We start from the raw sequence: 24626 nt of genomic DNA on the forward strand, positions 1-24626 counted from the left end.
ATGAAATTGAAGTCAGCCGAACCTATCGACTGCCGGTCGGACCTGATTCCGCTGTCGAGGGCGCAGTACGGCATGTGGCTTGCGGACAACCTGCAAGGCGGGCAGGCGATGAACATCGCGCACTACGTCGAGATCGAGGGGCCGATCGACGTCGATGCATTCAACAAGGCGGTGAACGACGCCTGCCTCGAAACCGAATCTCTCATCGTTCGGGTAGTCGAGTCTGACGGCGTTCCATATCAATTCGTCGACCGCAGCATCATCTATAACGAGTCCGTGCTGGACGTCAGCGGGGAGATCGATCCGTTCGCGGCGGCAATGGAATGGATGCGGCGCGATTACAACACAAAAGCTGCCGATTTGAGCCTCGACCGGCTCGCCGCGACACGGTTGATCCGAATCGACGAGGATCGGTATCTGTGGTATGGGCGTGCCCACCATCTCATCGTCGATGGATACGGCGCATTCAACGTCTTGACCCGGATCGCCGAGCACTACAACGCATTGCTCGAGGGCAGGCCGCCCACGCCTTTGGATGCGGTCGGGCTGCGAGACATCATCGAAGCGGAGCACGCGTATCGCGCGGGTTCTCGGTTCGAGAAGGACAAGGCGTACTGGCTCGGCAAGGTTGCCGACCTGCCGACACCGACGAGTCTGTCCGGTCGCACCGCACGGCGGAGCAAGGTCGATCGTGTTTCAGGCCTGGAGCTTCGGTCGCAGTTGTCCGACATGCTCGACCGTTTCTCCGGCGACCTGCAGGCATCGCCTGCGCAGGTAGTCGTGGCAGCCTTCGCCGCGTTCCTCGCGCGGATGACCGATGGCAACGATGTGGTGTTATCGATGCCAGTGAGCGGGCGGGTGACGAAGCGCTTGCGCAATGCCGCCGCGATGTTGGCGAACATGGTGCCGATCCGGTTCACGGTGGATGCGACGACCACCGTGGAGCAACTGGTCCGTGCGTCGGTGTCCGAACTCGTCTCCGCGATGCGGCACCAGCTCTACAGGTTCGAGGACCTGCGCCGCGATTCGAGTGCCTTGGATGCGTCTGCGAACTCGTTCGGTCCGATTGTCAACATCCTCTTCTTCGACTCCGAAATTCGCCTCGGGTCTGCTGTTGGCCGCTACCGCGCGCTGACCTCGGGTGCGTTGGACGATCTGCAGCTGAATCTGTACCGTTCCGGGGCCGACGCGCCGCTGTTGATCGAACTGCACGGCAACGCGAATCTCTACAGCCAGGATGAACTCGACGCACATGCCCGCCGGTTCATAACCTTTTTGGAACGCGTCATGGACGCGCCCATCGAGACAGCTCTGAGCGCTATTCCGCTCGTAGACCCCGCTGAAGAGGCGCGGATCGTCGGGGAGCTGGCCGGCCGCGACGGCGCAACGAATACGGCTACGCTCGTGGATTTGCTGACGCGGCAGGCCGTTTCGACGCCGTCGGCGATCGCCGTCACATCGGGTGAGACCACCCTCACCTATCGGGAGCTGGACGAGCGTTCCAATCGATTCGCCCGCACCCTGATCGCACTCGGGGCGGGCCCGGATTCGCTGGTGGCGATCGCGATGCCACGCGATGCCGATCTCATCATCGTCACACTGGCCGTGCTGAAGACAGGCGCGGGGTACTTGCCGTTGGATACAGCGCATCCGGCCGATCGGCTGGAGTACGTGCTGAACGACTCCAATCCGATCGCCGTTGTGACGACTCGTGTTGTGCGCGAGCACGTGCCGGGCGACCCAGGTCGCGTAGTGCTGTTCGACGACATTGTCGGGGATGAGGTTGCGGCGCCGATCACCGACGCTGACCGGATCCGCCCACTGTGCCTCGACGACCTCGCCTACGTCATCTATACGTCGGGGTCGACGGGCCGACCCAAGGGCGTGGCCATTGCCCATCGCGCTGTGGCGACGTACCTGGTGAACGCGTGCGCCGAGATCGGCGTGCGGCCCGAAGACGTGTGGACATTGTTCCATTCGTTCGCGTTCGACTACTCGGTGTGGGAGATCTTCGGCGCGTTGGTCAGTGGTGGCCGCGTGGTTGTCGTGGACAGCCTCACCACCCGCTCACCAGACGATGTCGTGCGCTTGGCGGCACGCGAGAAGGTGACCGTCTTCAACCAGACACCGTCCGCGTTCCAACAGTTCGGTGCGGCGCGCCAGCGGTACGAAGATGCCGGTAGGCCTGAAGGTGAGCTCTCTCTGCGACTGGTCATCCTCTCCGGCGAACGACTCGACCCGGCCGGGCTGGCGAACTGGTATGAGCACAACCCGAAGCTCCCTGTGCTGGCGAACAGTTACGGCATTACCGAAACCACGGTGTTCGTAACCTATCTCGGCCTGACACGGAGCATCGCGACGCCGGGCGCGCCGAGCACGATCGGTCCGGCGCTGCCGGGTCTGCGCACATATGTTCTCGATGAACGACTGAGGCCGGCGCCGTTGGGTGCCTGGGGCCAGATCTACGTTGCCGGAACCCAACTCGCCCGCGGTTATCTCGACCGCCCGTCGCTGACCGCTGCTCGTTTTGTTGCCAACCCGTTCGGCCGGCCTGGCGAGCGGCTCTATCGCAGCGGCGATGTCGCACGATGGAATCACAAGGGTGAGCTGGAATACCGCGGCCGTGCCGATCAGCAGGTGCAGCTGCGTGGGTTCCGCATAGAATTGGACGAAATTCGCAATGTATTGTTGACCCATAGCGCGGTTGCAACGGCAGTTGTCACCGTGCATCTCCCGGGCACGGAGGCGGCCAGGCTCGTCGCTTATGTGGTGCCCGCAGGTGAGGAAGCCTGTGCGGCCGACAGCTTGTGCGCGCATGTCGCGACATTACTGCCGGAGTACATGGTGCCGGCCGCCGTCGTGGTGTTGCCGGAGCTGCCACTGACGGTTAACGGCAAGGTGGACCTCAGGGCGCTGCCGGAGCCGGTTTTCGCTTCTGCCGCAGCCTATGTGGCGCCGAGTTCGGCTGTCGAGGAGATGATCGCGGACATCTTCGCCGAGGTGCTGGATCTCAAGCGAATCGGGGTGCTGGACAGCTTCTTCGAACTGGGTGGCAATTCGCTTACCGCGACCAACGTCGCCGCACGGATCGCGGAGGCGACCCGATCCGAGGTGTCGGTCCGCGATCTGTTCAGCAAGCCGACTGTCGCCGAACTCGCCGCACACATCGACGCCGAGTACCGCCCCGGCCGGCCCGTGCTGCGTGCGCAGCCGCGCGTCGAGCCAATTCCGTTGTCGCCGGCGCAGAACAGGATGTGGCTGATCAATCAGATCGACCCAGCCTCCACGGCGTACAACATTCCGCTGGTGGTACAGCTGACCGGCAGATTCGATGTCACTGCGCTGCGCGCGGGGCTGATGGATGTGATCGATCGGCACGAGTCCCTGCGGACCGTCTATCCCGACGTGAAAGGGGAAGGAACGCAGGTTGTCCTGGCTGCCGAGCACGTTGTTGCCGGTCTCGATCTGACATCGGAGACGATCGGCCTTGCCGATATCACGCATCGGATCAGTGAGCTGACGTCGACCGGCTTCGACGTGCGTACAAGTCCACCGATCCGGGTCGCCCTGCTCGCGTCCACGGACCGGCGTACGCACGTCCTGGTAATGGTCCTGCACCATATTTGCTGTGACGGTTCGTCTCTTCCGCCGCTCGCGGCCGATGTCGTGGCCGCCTACGAAGCCCGGTCGCAGGGGAAGATCCCGGATTGGCAGCCCCTGACCTTGCAATACGCCGATTACAGCAGCTGGCACCGCAGCGTGCTCGGTGACGATAACGATCCCGAGTCACTGGCGGCACGTCAGCTGCGCTACTGGGTAACACAATTGGCGGGGATGCCGCCGGTGCTGGAGTTGCCTACGGACCATCCGCGTCCTGCTCGCCGATCCATGCGCGGCGATATCACCGACAGCGCGATCCCAGCCGAAACGTTTGCTGCGATCGAGCGCTTGGCCCGCACGGCCGGCGTCACTACCTTCATGGTCGTCCATGCTGCGCTGGCGGTTCTGCTGGCCCGGCTGTCGGGCTCGGGGGATATCACCGTCGGGACGCCGGTTGCGGGCCGAGGCGAGCGTGCGCTCGAGCCTCTCATCGGCATGTTCGTCAATACGGTGCCGCTGCGCACCGAGGTGCGTTCCGATGAATCTTTCATGGCGTTTCTGGCCCGGGTCAAGGACATCGATGTCGATGCCTTTGCCAACAGCGACCTTCCATACGAACGGGTTGTCGATGAAGTAGATCCCAAGCGGTCGGCCGCGTACGCACCGCTGTGCCAGGTGTACCTCGCCTTCGAGAACATGGACCGCCCAAGTCTGGAGCTGCCCGAACTCACGGTCGAGATCCTGGATCCGGGGCCGCAACCGGCGAAGGTGGACCTCATCGTCACCGTCGCCGAAAATGCTTCCACGGGAGGCGATGTCGCCCTGCGGATCAATTACGCCACCGAACTGTTCGATCGGGAGACGGTCGAAGAGTTGACCGGGCGCCTGAATCGGATCCTCGATGCAGTCGTGGCGAATCCGCACCTGCGGGTCGGCAGGCTGAACGTGCTGTCGGGGGTCGAGCGGGCAGGATTGGTGCCTGCGTCGGGGGGCCATGCCGAGGCGCCACGGGTATTGGCGGAATTGTTGTCGGTCGCGGATCCCGATGCGGTGGCGGTGGTTGCCGGTGAGCACACGGTGTCATACGGGGAGTTGGATGCTTGGTCGAATCGTCTTGCGCGGCAATTGATCGCGTGGGGAGTGGGCCCGGGCGATCGAGTCGCGTTGGCGATGGCGCGGTCGGTGGAGTTCGTGGTCGGGATGTGGGCGGTGACAAAGGCGGGCGCGGCATTCGTGCCGGTGGATCCGCGCAATCCGGCCGAGCGGGTCGCCCTCATGGTGGCCGATGCCGACGTGCGGGTGGGGATCACCGTCGAGGCGTTGCAGGATCTGCTTCCTGACTCGGTCCGGCGGTTGGTGATCGATGCTCCGCCCGCAACGGTCCACATCGCAGCTCAGTCCTCGGCCGCGGTGACGGATGCGGACCGGGTGCGTTCCTGCCGTATCTCTGACACGGCGTACGTGCTGTACACCTCGGGGTCGACGGGGACGCCGAAGGGTGTCGAGGTCACGCATGAGGGGTTGGCGAATTTCGCTGCCGAGCAGCGGGACCGTTATCGGGTCGACAGTTCCTCGCGGGTGTTGCAGTTGGCGGCACCGGGTTTCGACGCGGTGGTGCTGGAGTTGCTGATGGCTCATGCGAACGGCGCGGCGTTGGTGGTGTCGCCTCCGGATGTGTTCGCGGGTCGTGAGTTGGCGGAATTGATTGAAACGCAGCGGGTGTCGCATGCCTTCGTGACGCCGAGCGTACTTGCGACGATGTCGCCGACCGGTCTGGATTCGCTGCGGGTGCTGGTGGCCGGTGGGGAGGCGGTGCCGGCGGAAGCGGTCGCGGTGTGGGCACCGGGCCGACAGCTGTTCAATGGTTACGGGCCCACCGAGACCACGATCATGGTCGCGATCAGCGACCCGCTGTGTGCCGAGGACCGCGTCACCATCGGTGGCCCGATTCGTGGTGTCGAGGCTGTGGTACTGGATGCGGGCCTGCAGCCGGTGCCTGTCGGGGTAGCTGGACAGCTGTATGTCTCCGGAGTGCAGCTGGCCCGCGGATACCTCAACCGGCCGGGTGCGACAGCCACCACCTTCGTGGCCGATCCGTACGGTCCCCCGGGGACCCGCATGTACCGCACTGGTGACCTGGTGCGGTGGACATCCGAGGAAACGCTCGAATATCTCGGTCGCGCCGACTTCCAGGTCAAGATTCGGGGGCAGCGCATCGAACTTGGTGAAATCGAGGCCGTCCTCGCGGCGCACCCGGCCGTGTCGGTAGTGGTGACGGTGGGCGCCTCGACCGCCGGCGTGTCGAGGCTGGTGGCCTACGTCGTGCCGACCGACGGCACCGTCGATACCGCGGATTTGCTGGACTACGCCGCGCAGCGCCTGCCGTCCCACATGGTTCCGGACACGGTGATGGTGCTCGATACGCTGCCGCTGTCGTCAGTGGGCAAGATCGACCGTAGGGCATTGCCCGAACCGGTTTTTGCCGCCACCGGGACCGAATACGTCGCACCGCGCGACGCGGCCGAGCAGATGGTCGCTGACGTGTGTGCTGGCGTGCTGGGGATCGAGCGTGTCGGCGTCCTCGACAGCTTCTTCGACTTGGGCGGCAACTCGCTGTCAGCCACTAGGGCAGCAGCGCAACTGAGCGCCGCATTCGGCGTCGATGTTTCATTGCGCACGCTCTTCGAAGCACCGACCGTCGCCGCGCTGGCGGAGAGTATTCGGACCAGCGACGTGGACGGACGGGAGCCACTGGGCCCGCAAAAGCGGCCGGACCGGATCCCGTTGTCGCCCGCGCAGACACGCATGTGGTTCCTGAACCAATTCGACACCACGTCGCCGATATACAACATTCCGATGGTCGTCCACATGTCGGGCAACCTCGACGTGGCCGCGATGCACGCGGCGATCGCCGATGTGATCGAGCGGCACGAAACGCTGCGAACCGTCTATCCGGACAGCGATGGCGGACCGCACCAGGTGATCGTGCCGGTGGAGACGGCACAGCCCGCCTCGGTGCTGGTGCCGGTCGCGGAAAACGACATCGAGGCGCACATCGCCGCGGAGGTGGCCGCCGGCTTCGATGTCACATCCGAGGTTCCGTTACGGATCACTCTGCTGCGCAGCGCACCCGACGACTACACCCTGGTTCTGGTCGCCCATCACATCAGCTTCGATGGGTCGTCGCTCGCACCGCTGGCCGCAGACTTGACGACCGCGTACAAAGCCCGCGTCGGGCAACAGGCACCGCAGTGGTCTGCGTTGCCGGTGCAGTACGCGGATTACGCGCTGTGGCAACGGAAATTGCTCGGTACCGAGAACGATCCGCACAGTCTGACCGCCGCCCAGATCGAGTATTGGCGCTCGGCTCTCGCCGACTTGCCCGAGGTGCTCGACCTGCCGACCGATCATGCACGGCCGGCCAAACAGTCCTTCCGAGGTGCGACGGTGTCGGCGACGGTGCCCGCAGGCCTCTACCGTGAGGCGATCGCGGTGGCCCGCCGCCACGATGCGACGGTCTTCATGGTGATGCACGCGGCTTACGCGGCGTTGCTGGCGCGGCTTTCGGGAAGCGGCGACATCGCGGTCGGTACACCGATCGCCGGCCGTGGCGAGCCCGGACTGGATGGTCTGATCGGAATGTTCGTCAATACGCTGGTATTGCGGACACGCGTCGAGCCTGCGGTGTCCTTCCTGCAGATACTCGATCGAGTGCGGGCCAACGATCTGGCCGCATTCGAGAACGCCGACATCCCATTCGAACGGCTCGTCGAGGTGCTGAATCCGCCTCGCTCAACGGCACATGCGCCGTTGACGCAGGTCGGATTCTCGTTCCAGAACATCGAGATCCCGACTGTGGAGTTCGAGGGCCTGACGGTTTCGGCCCGAATGGCTGATCCGAGCGTGGCCAAGTACGACCTGCATCTGAACCTCGTCGACACGCTGGGGCCGGACGGCGAACCCGGCGACATGGCGGTCGAATTCGGTTACGCGACAGATCTTTTCGACGAAGCGACGATCACCTCGATGATCGACCGCTACCTGTTGCTGTTGCAGGCGATCGTGGCCGATCCCACCCGCCTCATCGGTGATATCGACCTGCTGACCGCCGATGAGGCGCGCGAGCTGGCGGCGCGGTCGAACGGGGAGTCGACGCGTGTTCCGTTCGCGACGATCGCGTCCCTGTTCGCCGCGCAGGCAGCAGCGAACCCGAACAGCACCGCGGTTGTCGATGCCGAAGGTGGTGGCCGGCTCAGTTATCAAGAATTCGCGGCGCGGGTGAATTCGCTGGCCCGGGTGCTGATCGAACGCGGGGTCGGCCCGGGAACCGTCGTTGCCGTCTCAATGCGTCGCGGCGTTGATCTGCTGACCACGCTGTACGCAATCCACGCGGCAGGCGCCGCCTATCTGCCTCTGGATCCAGATCATCCGGTCGATCGGGTGCGTGCGGTGGTCACCGACGCGAGGCCGAGTGCCGTGATCACCCGGCAGTCCGACGAGGCGAATTTGCCCGATGACGTACCGGTGTGGGCGTTCGAGCAACTCGGCACCGAGCACGCCGATACATCGATGGTGACAGACGTCGATCGGACCCGGGCCTTGCGCCCGGATGATCTGGCGTACGTCATCTACACCTCCGGCTCCACGGGCGTGCCGAAGGGCGTGGCGGTACCGCATGCCGCGGTGGTGAATCAACTGTGGTGGCTGCGGGATCACTACCGGCTCGGCGGCGACGACGTCATGCTGCTGCGGACGCCGGTCACCTTCGATCTGTCTGTCTGGGAGCTGTTTTCCTCATTGACCTGCGGCGCGGCGTTGGTTGTCGCGGGTCCCGACGCACACAGCGACCCGGGTGCCGTGGCCAGGCTGATGGTCGAACATCGCATTACCACCGTGGATTTCGTGCCGTCATTGCTGTCGGCATTTCTCGATGTCGCCGGCGCGCACGAATTCCCCGACCTGCGGCGGGTGCTGTGCATCGGCGAGGCACTGCCGGCCGACACCGTCCGCCGCTTCCGGGAACTCAGCGCCGCGCGCATCGACAACCTGTACGGACCGACGGAGGCCGCGGTCAGCGTCACCGCTCACCGCATCGACACGCTCGACGCCGTCGCAGTGCCCATCGGCATCCCCGAAGCGAATATCGTTGTGCGAGTTCTGGACTCGCGGCTACACTCGGTTCCCGTCGGGGTGACCGGAGAGCTGTATCTGGGTGGCGTCCAGCTGGCTCGCGGTTATCACGAACGTCCCGGTCTGACGGCAGCGACATTCGTCGCCGATCCCTTCGATGGTGGCGGCGGTTCTCGGCTGTACCGCACGGGCGACCTGGTTCGCTGGGACTCGGTGGGCAGCCTGTGCTATGTCGGCCGTGCCGACACCCAGGTGAAGGTCCGCGGTCTGCGGATCGAACTCGGTGACGTCGAAGCCGCGTTGGTCGCGCACGAGCAGGTGACCGCAGCCGTCGTGCAGGTGCGCGCCGACCGCGGCGAGCAATGCTTGATCGCCTACGCGGTGGCCGCAGAGGTGTTGGATGTCAAGCAGGTCCGGAAGTTCCTGTTGGAACGGCTGCCGGCGTATATGGTGCCCTCGTCGGTGATGCGGATCGCCGAGATTCCGCTCACGGCCAACGGCAAGGTCGACTACCGCGCCTTGCCGGTGCCGGACCCAAGCCGGGAATCCGAATACCGCGCGCCGCAGAGCCTCATCGAGCAGGCGGTGGCCGGAATCTTCGGTGACCTGCTCGATCTTCCGGAGGTCGGCGCGGATGACAACTTCTTCGAACTGGGCGGAAATTCGCTGGTCGCGACACGCGCGCTGAGCCGGATCGGCGATATCGGCGGCGTGGATGTACCGGTGCACGTGATCTTCGAAGCACCCACCGTAGCCGAGCTCGCCGAACGCATCGCGCAGCTGCGTGCGATACCGAACCTGCCCGCGCCGACTCGGAAGCCGCGCCCGGATCGCCTTCCGCTGTCGCTGGCACAGGCACGGATGTGGTTCCTCAACCAGTTCGACCCGGATTTGCCCGGATACGTTGTGCCGCTGGCGATGAGGCTGGACGGCGTCCTCGACATCGATGCGCTCGCAGCGGCCGTCGGTGATGTCGTCGAGCGGCATGAGAGCCTGCGCACCGTGTATCCGGCCGTTGACGGCATGGCCTCACAGGCCGTACTCGATGCAGTCGACGTCGTCGGGACCTGGGACCTCACACCGCAACCGGTCGGTGAGCGCGAGCTGTCGGCCCGATCGTCCGAGTTTTTCGGCGCCGGATTCGACGTGTCGAAGGGTGTGCCGCTGCGCTTTGCGTTGTATCAGTTGTCCGACCGGTCATGGGTGGCCGCGTTGGCCGTCCACCACATCAGTTGCGACGGTTTCTCGGTTGCGCCGCTGGCCGCCGACATCGTCACGGCTTATCGTGCGCGGTCGAGTGGCGACGCGCCGGACTGGGCGCCGCTGGCCGTACAGTTCGCTGATTACGCTCTGTGGCAGCGTGAAGTGCTCGGCTCGGCGGACGACCCGGACTCCTACGTGGCCCGCGATATCGGTTACTGGCGAACGCAACTCGCGGGCGTCCCCGACGTGATCGAAGTGCCGACCGACCGGCCGCGGCCGCTGGTGCAGACGCAACGTGGCGCGGTTGTCTACGCCGTGATCCCGAGTGAGCTGCAGGGCCGGCTGGAGGCGCTGGCGCGGCGCGCCGGCGCGACGACGTTCATGGTCGTGCACACCGCGCTGGCGGTGTTGCTGTCGAGGCTTTCGGGCAGCGACGACATCGTCATCGGCGTGCCTCATGCCGGCCGCGGCCACCGATCGCTCGACAACCTCGTCGGGATGTTCGTCAACACCTTGGTGATGCGCAGCAAGGTCGAGGTCAACCAATCGTTTTCGAGCCTGCTCAACCAGGTACGACGCGCGGCTATAGAGGCTTTCGACCATGCCGCGGTCCCGTTCGAGCAGCTGGTGGAGGCACTGAATCCTGCCCGGTCGACGGCTTACACGCCGTTGTTCCAGGTCATGCTCGCCTATCAGAACATGGCGCAGGCCCGGGTCGAACTTCCGGGTCTCTCGGTCGAGAACGTGGATCCCGGCGACAGTGCCGCGATCTACGACCTGCTGCTGATGATGACGGAGGGGCACGGCACCCACAACGAACCGACCGGCATGACGCTGCGCCTCACGTATGCCACCGACCTGTTCGACGAGGACTCCGTACGGCGTTTCGCCGAACAGTTCGTGCGGGTGCTCGACGCCGCCGCGACCGATGCCGATACGGCTGTCGGCGGCATCGAGCTGCTGGATGCCGCGGAGCGGTACCTGGTGCTCGAGCGCTGGAACGACACCGCCGGTCCCGCCGCGGTCGGCCGAACGCTCGTCGACGCCTTCGACGAACAGGTCGCCCGCACCCCGGATGCACGAGCGATCTGCCTTCCTGACGTCACCGTGATGAGCTACCGGGATTTCGACACCCACGTCAACCGTCTGGCCCGATGGCTCATCGCCCGTGGCGCAGGCCCGGAAACCGTTGTTGCGGTGGCCATCCGGCGATCGGTCGAACTCATCGTGACGCTGTACGCGGTGATCAAGTCGGGCGCCGCGTTCTTGCCGATCGATCCGGATCATCCGAGCGCACGGATCGCTGGTGTGCTGGACGCGGCGCAGCCGCTGCTGGTGCTCACCACATCCGGGGACGGCGACGCACTTCCGGGCGGATTCGAGACCGCACGCATCGATCGAGCCAACGTGGCCGATCTTCCCGGTACTCCGATTACGGATGCGGAGCGACGTGCGCCGCTGCGACCGGACAATGCGGCCTACGTCCTGTTCACCTCCGGCTCCACCGGAGTCCCGAAGGGCGTCGCCTTGACCCATGCCGCGACGGTGAGCCAATTGGCATGGGCACAGCGGCAGTGGCCGCACGACGCGTCCGATACCGTCTTGTACAAGACCCCGATCACCTTCGATATTGCGGTATGGGAGTTGTTCTGGCCGTTGCAGGTCGGGGCGCAGATCGTGGTCGCCGAACCCGACGGGCATCGCGACCCAGCGTATATCGCTGGCGTCATCGCGAATCATCAGGTCAGTACCGTGCATTTCGTACCGTCGATGCTCGATGTTCTTCTCGAGACCACCACTACGCAGCTGCCGTCGATCCGGCGGGTATTCGTCGCCGGTGAGGCGCTGGCGCAGCGTACCGTCGACGGCTCGGCGCGCGTGTTCCCGCATGCCGAGGTGGCGAACTGGTACGGCCCGGCCGAGGCCGAAGTCGTCACGGCTGCACGCTGCCTGCCGGGTGCGGCGACCCTTTCGACGGTCGCGATCGGTACGCCGGTGGCCGGCATGCAGGTCTACGTGCTGGATTCACGGCTGCGCCCGGTGCCCGTCGGTGTCGTCGGTGACCTCTATGTCTCGGGTGTCCAGGTGGCGCGCGGTTATCACGCCCGCGCCGACCTCACCTGCGGTGCCTTCATCGCGGATCCGTTCGGTGCGCCGGGTGAGCGAATGTATCGCACCGGTGACCTCGGGCGGTGGACGAAAGCCGGCGAGCTGGAATACGTGGGCCGCAGTGATTTCCAGGTGAAGGTCCGCGGCCAGCGCGTTGAGCCGGGTGACATCGAAGCGGCGCTGTCCGCCCTCCCGGACGTCGCACGGGCTGTCGCCATCGCCACGGCGGAACGAATCGTCGGGTACGTGACGCTGGTGCCGAATACGGTGACCGATGGGCGCGCGATTCGTGCCCAGCTCACCCGTTCACTGCCGTCGTACCTGGTTCCGGCCGTCGTTCAAGTGCTCGAGGCGATGCCGCTGACACCGAACGGCAAGCTCGATCGAGGCGCCTTGCCGCAGCCGGTGTTCGACGACGGCGAGGAGGTCGTGCCGCCCCGCACCGAATGCGAAGCAGTCCTCGCGTCAATCGTCGCTGAGATGATCACCGATAGCGAGCGGGTGAGCGTGACGGCGAACCTGTTCGAGATCGGGATCAACTCGCTCTCGGCTGCCCGCATCGCGGCCCGGGCCGCCACGGCGCTCGGTGTCGAAGTCGGCATCCGCGACATCTTCGACGAACCGACGATCGCCGGATTGGCCGAATGTCTGGGCGGGCGAACCGGCTTCACGGTGGTCCCACTCGTAGCCCGGCCGCGACCGGCCGCGATCCCATTGGCGACGGCGCAACGGCGGATGTGGTTCCTGAACCAGTTCGATACCGCCTCGCCGGCGTACAACATCTGCTTCGCGGCTCGGTTGACCGGCCGGCTGAATGTCGATGCGCTGCAGGCGGCATTACTCGATGTGGTGGAACGGCACGAGCCGCTGCGTACGGTGTATCCCGCCGTAGACGGCGGACGACCGTGCCAGGTGGTGCTGGATGTGGCCGCCATGGCCGGGGAGCTGGTACTGGACCCGGAGCCGGTCGCCGAGAAGGCGGAGCTGGACGACCGGATCCGGCACGCCGTCGAAACAGGGTTCGATGTCGCGCAATCGGTGCCGGTACGGGCACGGGTGTATCGCACCGGCGCCGAGGAGCATGTGATCGTGCTCGTGGTCCACCACATTGCGGCCGACGGCTCGTCGATGGCGCCGCTGGCCGGCGATATCTTCACTGCCTACGCAGCGCGTGTGAACGACCACGCACCGCAATGGCAACCGCTGGAAGTCCAGTACACCGACTACGCCTTGTGGCATCGCGAAATGCTCGGTGCGGACGACGATCCGTCGTCGCCGATCGCCAGGCAGATCGCGTACTGGAACGACGTCCTCGGTGATGCTCCGGAAATGCTCGACCTGCCGACGGATCGGTCCCGGCCCGCCACCATGTCGATGACCGGTGGCAGTGTTGATTTCGCGTTGTCGGCGCGGCTGCACGACGACGTCGTGCGGCTGGCACATCGTGAGGGCGTCACGGTGTTCGTCGTGCTGCATGCCGCACTGGCGATTCTGTTGTCGCGCACCGCGCACAGCGGGGACATCTCGATCGGCTCTCCGATTGCCGGTCGAGGCAGCCAGGCGCTGGACGATCTGGTCGGCATGTTCGTCAATACCGTTGTGTTGCGCACGCGGGTTCGGGACGACCTGTCGTTCCGCGAACTCTTGGCGGAGGTACGCGACGTCGACGTCGATGCGCTCGCCCACGCCGACGTGCCCTACGAACGGCTGGTCGACGTCCTCGACCGCGCCCGATCCACGGCCTACACGCCGCTGTATCAGGTGATATTCGGGTTGCAGAACATGCGCGCGGCGCGATTCGAGCTGCCCGGTGTCGATGTCGAACTGCTCGACCCCGGTATCGCGCAGGCGAAAACCGATCTCACCGTGCTCATGACCGAATGTGTCGACGGTGAATGGCTGGCCGGTATCGACGGCGAGATCATCTATGCCACAGACCTTTTCGCGGCATCCACGGCGGAATCGTTCGCCCGGAGGTTCATTCGGGTCATCGAAGCGGTCACCGCTGATCCGGGCCGCGTGGTGGGCGAGATCGATCTGCTCGACGCCGCGGAATCCGAACGGTTCCTCCCAGCGCGCGGCGGTGAGACCACGTCGCCGTGTCTGCTGCCCGACCTCCTGGCCGAGGCGGTGGCAGCAGATCCTGCCGCGATCGCCCTGATCGGAGATATCGAGACCCTCACCTACATCGAGCTCGATCAGCGGTCCAACCAGCTCGCCGCCCACCTGCTCGCCCGAGGAGTCGGACCGGGGACGTTCACCGCACTGGCCGTGCCACGCTCGGTCGACTACCACGTCGCCATGTGGGCGATCGCGAAGACCGGCGCCACGTTCGTACCGGTGGATCTGCGATATCCCGCGGAGCGGATTGCGCACATGGTGAACGATTCCGATGTCACCGTAGGGATCACGGTCGGGTCCGCGCGCATGTCACTTCCGGGCGATGTCCGATGGGTGGTGCTCGACGAACCGGAAACAGCCGCCGAGATCGCCGCGCAGTCCAGCCGGGCCGTCACAGATGCGGCTCGCGCCCGGGCACTTCAGCTTCGGGATGCCGCGTACGTGATCTACACGTCCGGATCGACCGGAACGCCGAAAGGTGTCGTGGTCAGCCACGAGGGATTGGCCGGCTTCGCCGCCGAGCAGCGGGTCCGCTACCGCGTGGACGCCACGTCACGTGTGCTGCAAGTGGCGGCGCCCGCCTTCGACGCGGTGCTACTCGAGGCATTGATGGCGTGCGCGGCCGGCGGTTGCTTGGTCGTGTCGCCGCCGGAAGTTTTCGGCGGCCCGGATCTTGCCGCACTGATCCGCGTTCATCAGGTGACGCATGCGTTCCTGACGCCCAGCGTGCTGGCAACGATGTCGCCTGCGGACTTCGCATCGGTGCAGGTGCTGGCGGTCGGAGGCGAGAGGGTCTCCGCAGAACTGATCGCCTCCTGGGCGCCCGGGCGGCAATTGCACAACATCTACGGTCCGACCGAGACGACGATCGTGGTCACGATCAGCGATCCGGTACAACCCTCCGACGCGATAACCATCGGTGGTCCGATCCGTGGTGTCGATGCTGTGGTGCTCGACGCCTGCTTGCGTCCGGTGCCGGTCGGTGTGACCGGGGAGTTGTACTTTGCCGGTGGTGCATTGGCGCGTGGCTATCTGAACCGCCATGCTGCGACTGCGGGTGCGTTCGTAGCGAACCCGTACGGTGGGCGAGGGTCGCGGATGTATCGCACCGGCGATATCGTCCGCTGGACCGCGCAAGGTGCGCTGGAATACATCGGCCGCACCGACTTCCAGGTCAAGATCCGTGGCCAGCGCATCGAACTCGGCGAGATCGACGCCGCGCTGTTGACGCACCCGCAGGTTGCTGCTGCTGTCACCGTGAGCCGCTCGGGACCTGGTGGACAACCCTTGCTCGCCGCGTACATCGTGGCGGAGCACGCAGCGAGCATCGCACCCCGTGCCGTGGTCGATCACGTCGCTGCTGTCCTGCCCGCCCACATGGTGCCGTCGACGATCACCGTGCTCGACCACATGCCGCTCGCTTCGACGGGCAAGGTGGATCGAAAAGCGCTGCCCGAACCCGTTTTCGATACTCGTGACGACGATGCCGCCGCTGCGGCGACCGACCTCGAGCGCACCATTGCGGCCGCCTTCGCGGACGTGCTCGGCGTTGCGTCGGTCGGCGTGACGATGTCGTTCTTCGCGCTCGGTGGTGACTCCATCATGTCGATCCAGTTGGCCGCGCGGCTGAGGACGGCAGGCGTCGTCGTGACGGCGCGGGACATCTTCGAGCGCAAGACCGTGCGCGGGCTGGCGCAGGTGGCTGCGGCGGCGGAGCGGGTGTCTCTCGCGGAGCTGCCCGGCGGTGGCGTGGGAGACATCCCCTCCACGCCGATCGTGTCCTGGTTCGTCGAGCGGCTCGGGAGAGCCGACCGGTTCGCGCAGTCGATGCTGGTGCGCTTGCCACGGGACGCGCGCGTCGACGAGGTGACCGCGACCGTGCAGGCAGTGCTCGAACAGCACGACATGCTGCGGTCGCGAATGCGCGACCGGTCTATGGACGTGCTGCCTGCCCACGCCGCCGATGCCATTGGCGCGGTGTTCGTGCGGCAATTCCGAGCGCACGAGGCGCCGGGCAGCGACGGTTTCACCGCCGTAGTGGAAGCAGCCCTGACCGAGGCATCCGGTCGTCTCGACCCCGCCGAAGGCCGGATGGTGCAGGTCGCGTGCCTGCTTCCGGAATCGGGCGTCGAGGCCGATGCCCGTGCCCTCATCGTGATTCATCACCTGGCCGTTGATGGTGTGTCGTGGCGGATACTGCTGCCCGACCTTGTCACCGCTTGGCAGCAGATCGGTCGGGGGCACACGGTCGAGTTGCCGGCACAAGGCACATCGATGCGGCGATGGGCACACGCATTGACCGACGCCGCCACCGAGCGTGGCAGCGAACTCGAGCTGTGGCAGCGGATGAGCACCGCAGCCGATCCACTCCTCGGGACCGCGGAATTGGATCCCGCAGTCGACACCCACGCAACGGTGCGGAACCTGACGGTCTCCATTCCGGCCGTTGTGACCTCGGCGTTGCTGGACTCGGTGCCGCGGGCTGTGCGCGGCAGCGTCGATGATGCGTTGCTGGCCGGGCTGGGCGTCGCCCTGACCCGTTGGCGCCGACGTCGCGGCATTCTGTGCCCGGGCATGAAAGTCCTCCTGGAAGGACACGGCCGCGAAGAGCAAATTGCTGCGGGAGCGGATGTTTCACGCACCGTGGGCTGGTTCACCAGTGCCTACCCCGTCAGCCTGGACCTGGCCGGAATCGACGACGCGGACCTGCGCACGGCAGTGAAGTCCGTCAAGGACCAGCTGCGCGAGATCCCCGACAAGGGCATCGGGTACGGCTTGCTGCGCTATCTGAACGCAGACACGGTCGACCGGCTCGCGGCGGCGCCCCAGCCACAGATCAGTTTCAACAATCTCGGCCGCGCTGGTGTGGACCGCACATCGCTGTCGGATCTCGCGTGGGTCCCGACCGACGAGCAATTCGACCGGCGATCCGCCTTCGATCCGGATATGCCTGCCGCAGCGGCGATCACGATCGACGTCAATATCGTGGACACCGAGATCGGACCGGAGCTGTCGGCACATATCGGCTACGCCTCACGATTGCTCGAACACGATGATGTTGCCGAACTCGTCGCCGGATGGGTCGACGCCGTGACCGAGATCGCCACCATTGCCGGTGCCGACGACGAGTGGGGATTGTCCCGGGCAGACGTTCCGCTGGTCGACCTCACGCAGCACGATCTGGACGTCTTCGCAGACCGGCACGGTTCACTCAGCGACGTGTGGTCATTAGCGCCGCTGCAGGAGGGTCTGCTGTTCCACGCCGAATTCGCAGCAGGCGAACTCGACGTCTACACCGCGCAGTCGGTCCTCACCCTCGCGGGCGCGGTCGACGAGAACCGGCTCGAGCGTGCCGCGCAAGCTCTGCTCGAGCGGCATCCCAACCTGCGGGCTGCGTTTACACGAACGGTCGATGGCGTTCCCGCGCAGGTCATTCCGGTCGGCACTACCGTGCACTGGCACAGCGTCGATCTCTCCGGCGACACCAGGGAAGCGGATGAGCTGATCGAAGCCGAGCGGGCGGTCGTGTTCGATCCCGCCGACCCGCCACTGCTGCGGTTCCTGCTTCTCGCCGTCGGGCCGCACGAGTTCCGGCTGGTGTTGACGGCGCACCATTTGCTGCTGGACGGATGGTCGTTGCCGCTGCTGTGGCGTGAGCTGATCGGTTTGTATGCCGTTGCCGCACAGCCGGAGCTGCTTGCGCCCGCGGCCTCGTATCGGCAATACCTGGCATGGCTGGACCGACGCGATCGCGACGCCAGCATCGAGGTGTGGCGGGACGCGCTGCGGGAGATCAGCGAGCCCACACTCGTCGCCGATCCGCGCACCGTGACGACGGCGGACATTCCGATCGATCTGCCAATCATCGTCGATCGAGCCACTACAGCCGACCTGGTGACATTCGCGCGGGCACGTGGCGTGACGATGGCGACGATCCTGCAGTTCGCCTGGGCCGTGGTGCTGAGCAACCTGCTCGGCGTCGAACGAGTGGCCTTCGGCAGCACGGTATCCGGCCGCCCCTCCGAACTGCCGGGGGTCGAGTCGATGATCGGCCTGTTCATCAATACGATTCCGGTCGTCGTCGACGTGCGGCGGGACCTGACCATCGAGGACGCGCTGCGCCTGCTGCAAGCCGACAACACCCGTCTGCTCGACCACCACTATCTCGAACTGTCGCAGATCATGGCGGCCGCAGGCAGCAGCCAGTTGTTCGACACCCTGGTCGTGTTCGAGTCGTACCCGGTCGACAGCAGTGGCCTGGGCGATGCCGACATCGACGGTATGCGTGTCGTCTCAGCGGACGGCTCCGACGCGGCGCATTACCCGATCACCGTGCAAGCGCACCACACCGACGAGTTGTATATCCGAGTCCGCTACCAACGAGCCCGCGTCGACGAGCCGATGGCGGCCGGTCTCGCGGCTCGTCTGGAAACCGTGCTGCGGAACCTGACCAGCGATCCGGAATCGAGGGTCGGCGCGATCGATCTGCTGACCACGGACGAGAGGCACGCGCTCATAGCCGCCTCGGGCGGCGCCGGCGTGCCGCCATGCCTCATGGCCGAGTTGCTGGCCTTGGGTGTGATGGTGAATTCCCATGCAGCGGCCGTAGTCTCCGGTCCGCGCACGGTGTCCTACGCCGAGCTGGATGCCAGGTCCAACCAGGTGGCGCGGCAGCTGATCGCGTGGGGCGTAGGACCGGGTGATCAGGTCGCGCTGGCGATGCCGCGGTCGGTGGAATTCGTGGCCGGCCTGTGGGCGGTGACCAAAGCGGGCGCGGCTTTCGTGCCCATCGATACGCGAAATCCGGCCGAGCGCGTCGCACTCATGGTGGCCGACGCCGAGATCCAGGTGGCGGTAACGGTGGAGGGGGCGCGGGGCCTGCTGCCCGGCACGGTGCGCCCGCTGGTCCTCGACGATCCGGACACCGAGCTCTCGATCGCGGCCCGATCGACAGCCGCGGTCACGGACGTAGAGCTGGTGCGTACGCCGCACATCCTGGATGTGGCATACGTTCTCTATACCTCGGGCTCGACCGGAATGCCGAAGGGTGTCGCGGTCACCCATGAGGGGTTGGCGAATTTTGCTGCCGCGCAACGGGACCGGTTCGACGTGGACGCGGGATCGCGAGTGCTGCAGGTCGCCGCACCCGGATTCGACGCGGTGGTCCTCGAGGTGCTGCTGGCTCACACCAGCGGCGCCGTGCTCGTGGTGCCGCCGCCCACGGTGTTCGCCGGTCACGAGCTGGTGGAACTGATTCGCGCACAGCAGGTCTCGCATGCGTTCGTCACCCCCAGTGTGCTGGCGACGATGTCGCCGGCCGGTATGGATTCGCTGCGGGTGCTGATGGCCGGTGGCGAGGCGGTGACGCCGGAAACGGTGGAGATGTGGGCACCGGGCCGGACCCTGCTGAACGGGTACGGGCCGACGGAAACCACGATTCTCGCCGTCGTCAGCGCCGCGTTGCATCTGGGTGAGGCGGTGACGATCGGCGGGCCGATCCGTGGTGTCGAGGCCGTCGTGCTGGATGCGTGGTTGCGGCCGGTGCCGATCGGGGTGGTGGGGGAGTTGTACCTCGCGGGAGTGCAACTGGCGCGCGGCTACGCGAATCGGGCACCGGCTACAGCGGGCGCGTTCGTGGCGAATCCGTTCGGTGCGGCGGGTTCGCGCATGTACCGCACCGGCGACCTGGTCCGCTGGACACCCGAGCACAGCCTGGAATACCTCGGCCGCCGCGATTTCCAGGTCAAGATCCGTGGCCAGCGCGTCGAACTCGGTGAAATCGAAACTGTTCTGGCCGAGCATCCCGGGATCGAACAAGCGGTCGTCCTGCGCCGGAAGGACCAACGTGGCGTCGACCGGCTCGTCGGCTATGTGGTCACTGACCAGGAGCTGAATCCGGACGAGGTCCGGGCCGCTGCGCGGTTGCGACTGCCCGCGCACATGGTGCCTGAGGTGTTCACAGTGCTCGCCGAACTTCCCCTCACCACGACCGGCAAACTCGACCGCTTGGCGCTTCCCACCCCGGAATTCTCCGACAGCCGAGAACGGGTCGCTCCATGCACCGACGCCGAACGGCATGTCGCCGCGGTGTTCGAGAACGTCCTGGGCATCAACGGTGTCGGGGCGACGGACAGCTTCTTCGACCTGGGCGGCGATTCGCTGTCCGCCACCCGAGTGACTGCGCAGTTGAGCACCGCATTGCGGGTGCGTCTCGGGGTCCGAGACCTGTTCGAGGCGCCCGTGGTCGCCGAACTCGCCGCCCGCCTGGCAACCTCCGACCGCAACTCCCGGGTGGCGTTGACGACGCGACTCCGGCCTGCGCGCGTACCGCTGTCACCCGCGCAGCAGCGGATGTGGTTCCTCAACCAGTTCGACACCGCCGGCGGCGGGTACAACATCCCGCTGGTGATCCGTCTGCGCGGAGAACTCGACGTCGATGCGCTGCGGCACGCGTGTGAACTGGTCATTGACCGGCACGAGTCGCTGCGGACCAAGTTCCCGATGGTCAACGGACAGCCTTGCCAGGTTGCCGTCGCCGCCGCCGAGGTCGCCCCCGCGCTGAGTCCGGTCCACATCGACCAGAACCAGGTCATGGACGGGGCGATCACCGTAGTCTCGACCGGTTTCGATGTGACACAGGCGCCCCCGTTCCGCATCGAATTGTTCGCTCTCGACGATCGGGACCACGTTCTGGTCATCTGCGTGCACCACATTTGCGCCGACGGCCAGTCGATGATCCCGCTCGCGCGGGACGTGGCGATGGCATACGAGGCGAGCAGGCAAGGCACACAGCCGACATGGCCGGTACTTCCGGTCCAGTACGCCGACTATGCGCTGTGGCAGCACGAGATGCTCGGCTCGGCGGATGACCCGGACTCGGTCATGTCCCAACAGTTGCGATTCTGGAAGGACACCCTCGACGGGCTGCCCGAACTGCTCGAGTTGCCGACCGACCTGCCCCGGCCAGCGGTCGCATCCATGCGTGGGCGCGCGGTCGAGTTCGAACTTCCCGCCGAACTCCACGAGCGGATCATCGCCCTCGCACGCGCGAGAAACGCGACAGTCTTCATGGTCCTGCATGCCGCACTGGCCGTACTGTTGTCGAGGCTCGCCGGCGTCGACGATGTCGCGATCGGCACCCCGATAGCCGGACGTGGAGAGCGTGACCTCGACGATCTGATCGGTATGTTCGTCAATACCCTTGTGCTGCGGTCACAGGTGTCGATGCGGCAGCCGTTCTCGGAATTGCTCGCCTCGACCCGTGAGACGGATCTGGCAGCGTTCGCGCACGCGGATGTGCCTTTCGAGCAAGTCGTGGAAGCGCTCAATCCGCCCCGGTCGACCGCCCATCTTCCGCTGTACCAGGTAACACTCGATGTCCAGAACCTGAGCAAGGCCGCATTGGAGCTGCCGGACCTGCGCATCGAACCTCTGGAAAACGGTTTCGAGCAAGCCCAGGCCGACTTGAACGTGAAGCTGGTCGAGCAATTCGGTCAGGGAGGCCGTCCCGATGGCATGGTGGGACGATTCACCTTCGCCACCGATCTCTTCGTGGACGAGACGATGACCCGGTTCGCCCACGCTTACGTGCGGATTCTGGAGTACGTCACTGCGGATCCGGCGGTGCCGGTCGGCGATGTCACCATCGTCGATCCGATACAACGGCGCGAATTGCTGGACTCGGCAGGAGAAGAAGGCGATGTGGTCGCAGATGCGACACTCGCGCACTTGTTCGCTGCCAGAGTCCTGGCCCAGCCGGATGCTGTCGCAGTCACCGACGGTGTCTCGCAGCTGACCTATGCGGAACTGGATCGGAGGTCTGCCCGGGTCGCGGCTCGCCTGATCGAACAGGGAGTGGAGCCCGAATCGCTGGTGGCCGTGGCGTTGCCGCGTTCGATCGAACTGGTCGTGGGCCTGCTCGCGGTGATTCGGGCGGGCGCCGGTTATCTGCCGCTCGACGTGGCGTATCCGATCGACCGATTGCGGTTCGTGCTCGACGACGCGCGTCCAGTGGCGGTGCTGACATCCGTCGAAACGGCTGCGGACTTGCCGGAGTGCGCAATACCGGTGGTGCACATCGAGGATTGCGCCGACACCGTGGGCGGCTCCGTCCCGGTCGTGCCGAACCTGCGGCTGGACAACGTCGCGTACGTGATCTACACCTCCGGGTCCACGGGCCGTCCCAAGGGAGTGACGGTCAGTCACCGCGAAGCAGTCACGTTGTTCGCCAACACGGCCAAACGTTTCGACCTCGGCCCCGACGATGCGTGGACGATGTTCCATTCGTACGCCTTCGATTTCGCGGTATGGGAAATGTGGGGAGCCCTGCTGTCCGGTGGCAGGTTGGTCGTCGTCGACTACGACACATCCAGGTCGCCGGGGGCATTCGTCGATCTCGTGGCGCGGGAACGCGTGACGGTGTTGAGCCAGACCCCGTCGGCGTTCTACGGCTTCGCCGAAGCAGAGCGTGAGTATCGCGAATCCGGTTGCATGGCTGGTCGGCTCGCCCTACGTTACGTCGTATTCGGCGGCGAGTCGCTGGATGTATCCCGGTTGACCAATTGGTTTGCGGCTCACGATCTGCGATCACCCTGCTTGGTCAATATGTACGGAATCACCGAGACCACGGTGCATGTCACGTTCCGCGAGATCGACGAGACAAACGTGGCCGGGATCGGGTCACCGCTGCCGGGGATGCGGGTCTATGTGCTCGACGACCGGCTTCAGCTGGTGCCGATCGGCGTCGCAGGGGAGATCTATGTGGCCGGCGGGCAACTGTCACGGGGCTACCTTCGCGCCCCGGCCTTGACCGCGGGCCGATTCGTGGCAAATCCCTTCGGTCCGCATGGTTCGCGGTTGTACCGATCCGGCGATCTCGGCCGGTGGAGCAAGTCCGCGCGTGGGCTCGAGTTGACCTACGCCGGTCGAGCGGACGCGCAGGTGCAGCTGCGCGGCTATCGCATCGAACTGGGTGAGGTGGAGTCCGCATTGCTCCGGCATCCTGATGTGGTACGCGCTGCTGCGGCGGTGCATCGCCATGCGCAGGGCGTCGATCAGCTGATCGGCTACGTGGTGGGTATCGACGGCCGGCAGATCGATCCGGGCGAGGTCCGCGAGACCGCCGCCAAGGTACTGACCAGCTACATGGTGCCCTCGACGGTGATGGTGCTGCCGGATCTGCCATTGACGGTCAACGGCAAGCTCAATCGAAAGGCTTTGCCCGTTCCCGATTTCGACATTTCGTCGACCGAGTTCGTCCCACCCCGAACCCATTCCGAGAAAATGATCGCTGACGTTTATGCGCAGGTCTTGGGTATCCAGCGGGTCGGGGCTTCGGATGGGTTCTTCGACCTGGGCGGCAATTCGCTGCTGGCCACGATGGTGGTGAACGAGCTGCGCGCTCGTGGCGTAACGATCGCGTTGCCATGGATGTTCGACGACGCGACGCCGAAAGCACTGGCGCGCAGGGCTGCCGAAGCCGCAGGCGGCTCCGGTCTGGAGGTGCTGCTTCCGCTTCGTGCGAGTGGATCGAAGCCTGCGGTATTCGGTGTACATCCCGCTGGAGGGTTGGCGTGGTTCTACGGCGGCCTTGTCGAGCATTTGGACAAGGATCGACCGGTGTACGGCCTCCAGGATCCGCACGTCGTCGCGGGCGAACCGGGTGCGGTATCGGTGGATGAACTGGCCGAACGGTATGTGGCCGAGATTCGCCGAGTGCAGCCGTGTGGTCCATACCACTTGCTCGGATGGTCGTTGGGCGGGCAAATCGCGCACGCGATGGCGGTGAAGCTCCAGCGCGATGGCGAACTTGTCGGAACTCTGACCCTGTTGGATTCCGTACCGGATCTGTCCGCGGATTCGACGATCAGCACTGCGGACGAGCCCGCGCCGACACACTTGATGGCAGATCTGCTCGGCGGCTGGCGGGAACTGTTCGAACTCGGCGATACGGTGCAGGCGCACACCCACGAACAAGCATGGGCAGTCATCCGTAGCCAAGTGGTCGGGACGGGGATGTTCACTGCCGAACAGGCGGATCGGGTGATGGAGAGTTTCGAGACCGCGAGCGACATCGCGGGCGAATACCGGCCTGAGGTTTTCGAAGGAGACCTGCTCTTCTTCACCGCCGGCAAAGACCGCACCGATGTCGATGCTCTCGCCCAGGCGTGGCGTCCGTATGTCACAGGCGAGATTCACAACACGGTCGTCGACGCACGTCACCTCGAACTCAGTCATCCGCATGCAATGGCCGTCGTCGGTTCGGTCGTGGAAAGGTTCATGAACGAATGCTGATCAACTGGCGCCTACCCGGCACCATCGAAAAGGGTTGTTTCAACGGGAAGTACCGCTATAACGTCTGATCTGATCTCGGTCCCTTCCTGCCGGCCTGACGGTCCGGCAGGAAGGGACCGACTGATGTCGGAGACACTCGTGTCCGCCGCGAACAAGGGCGCGGCGGACAT

1 protein-coding gene is annotated in these 24626 nt (G+C 65.5%); it reads left to right on the plus strand.

The genetic code is table 11. The annotated features are described in order from the left end of the window. The gene (locus tag GFY24_RS38665) at positions 1–24456 is read left to right on the plus strand and encodes a non-ribosomal peptide synthase/polyketide synthase (protein ID WP_153810093.1); all 24456 of its coding nucleotides are present in this window, start codon (positions 1–3) and stop codon (positions 24454–24456) included. The last annotated feature ends 170 nt before the right edge of the window (positions 24457–24626 follow it).

Source organism: Nocardia sp. SYP-A9097, assembly GCF_009649815.1.
GTDB lineage: Bacteria > Actinomycetota > Actinomycetes > Mycobacteriales > Mycobacteriaceae > Nocardia.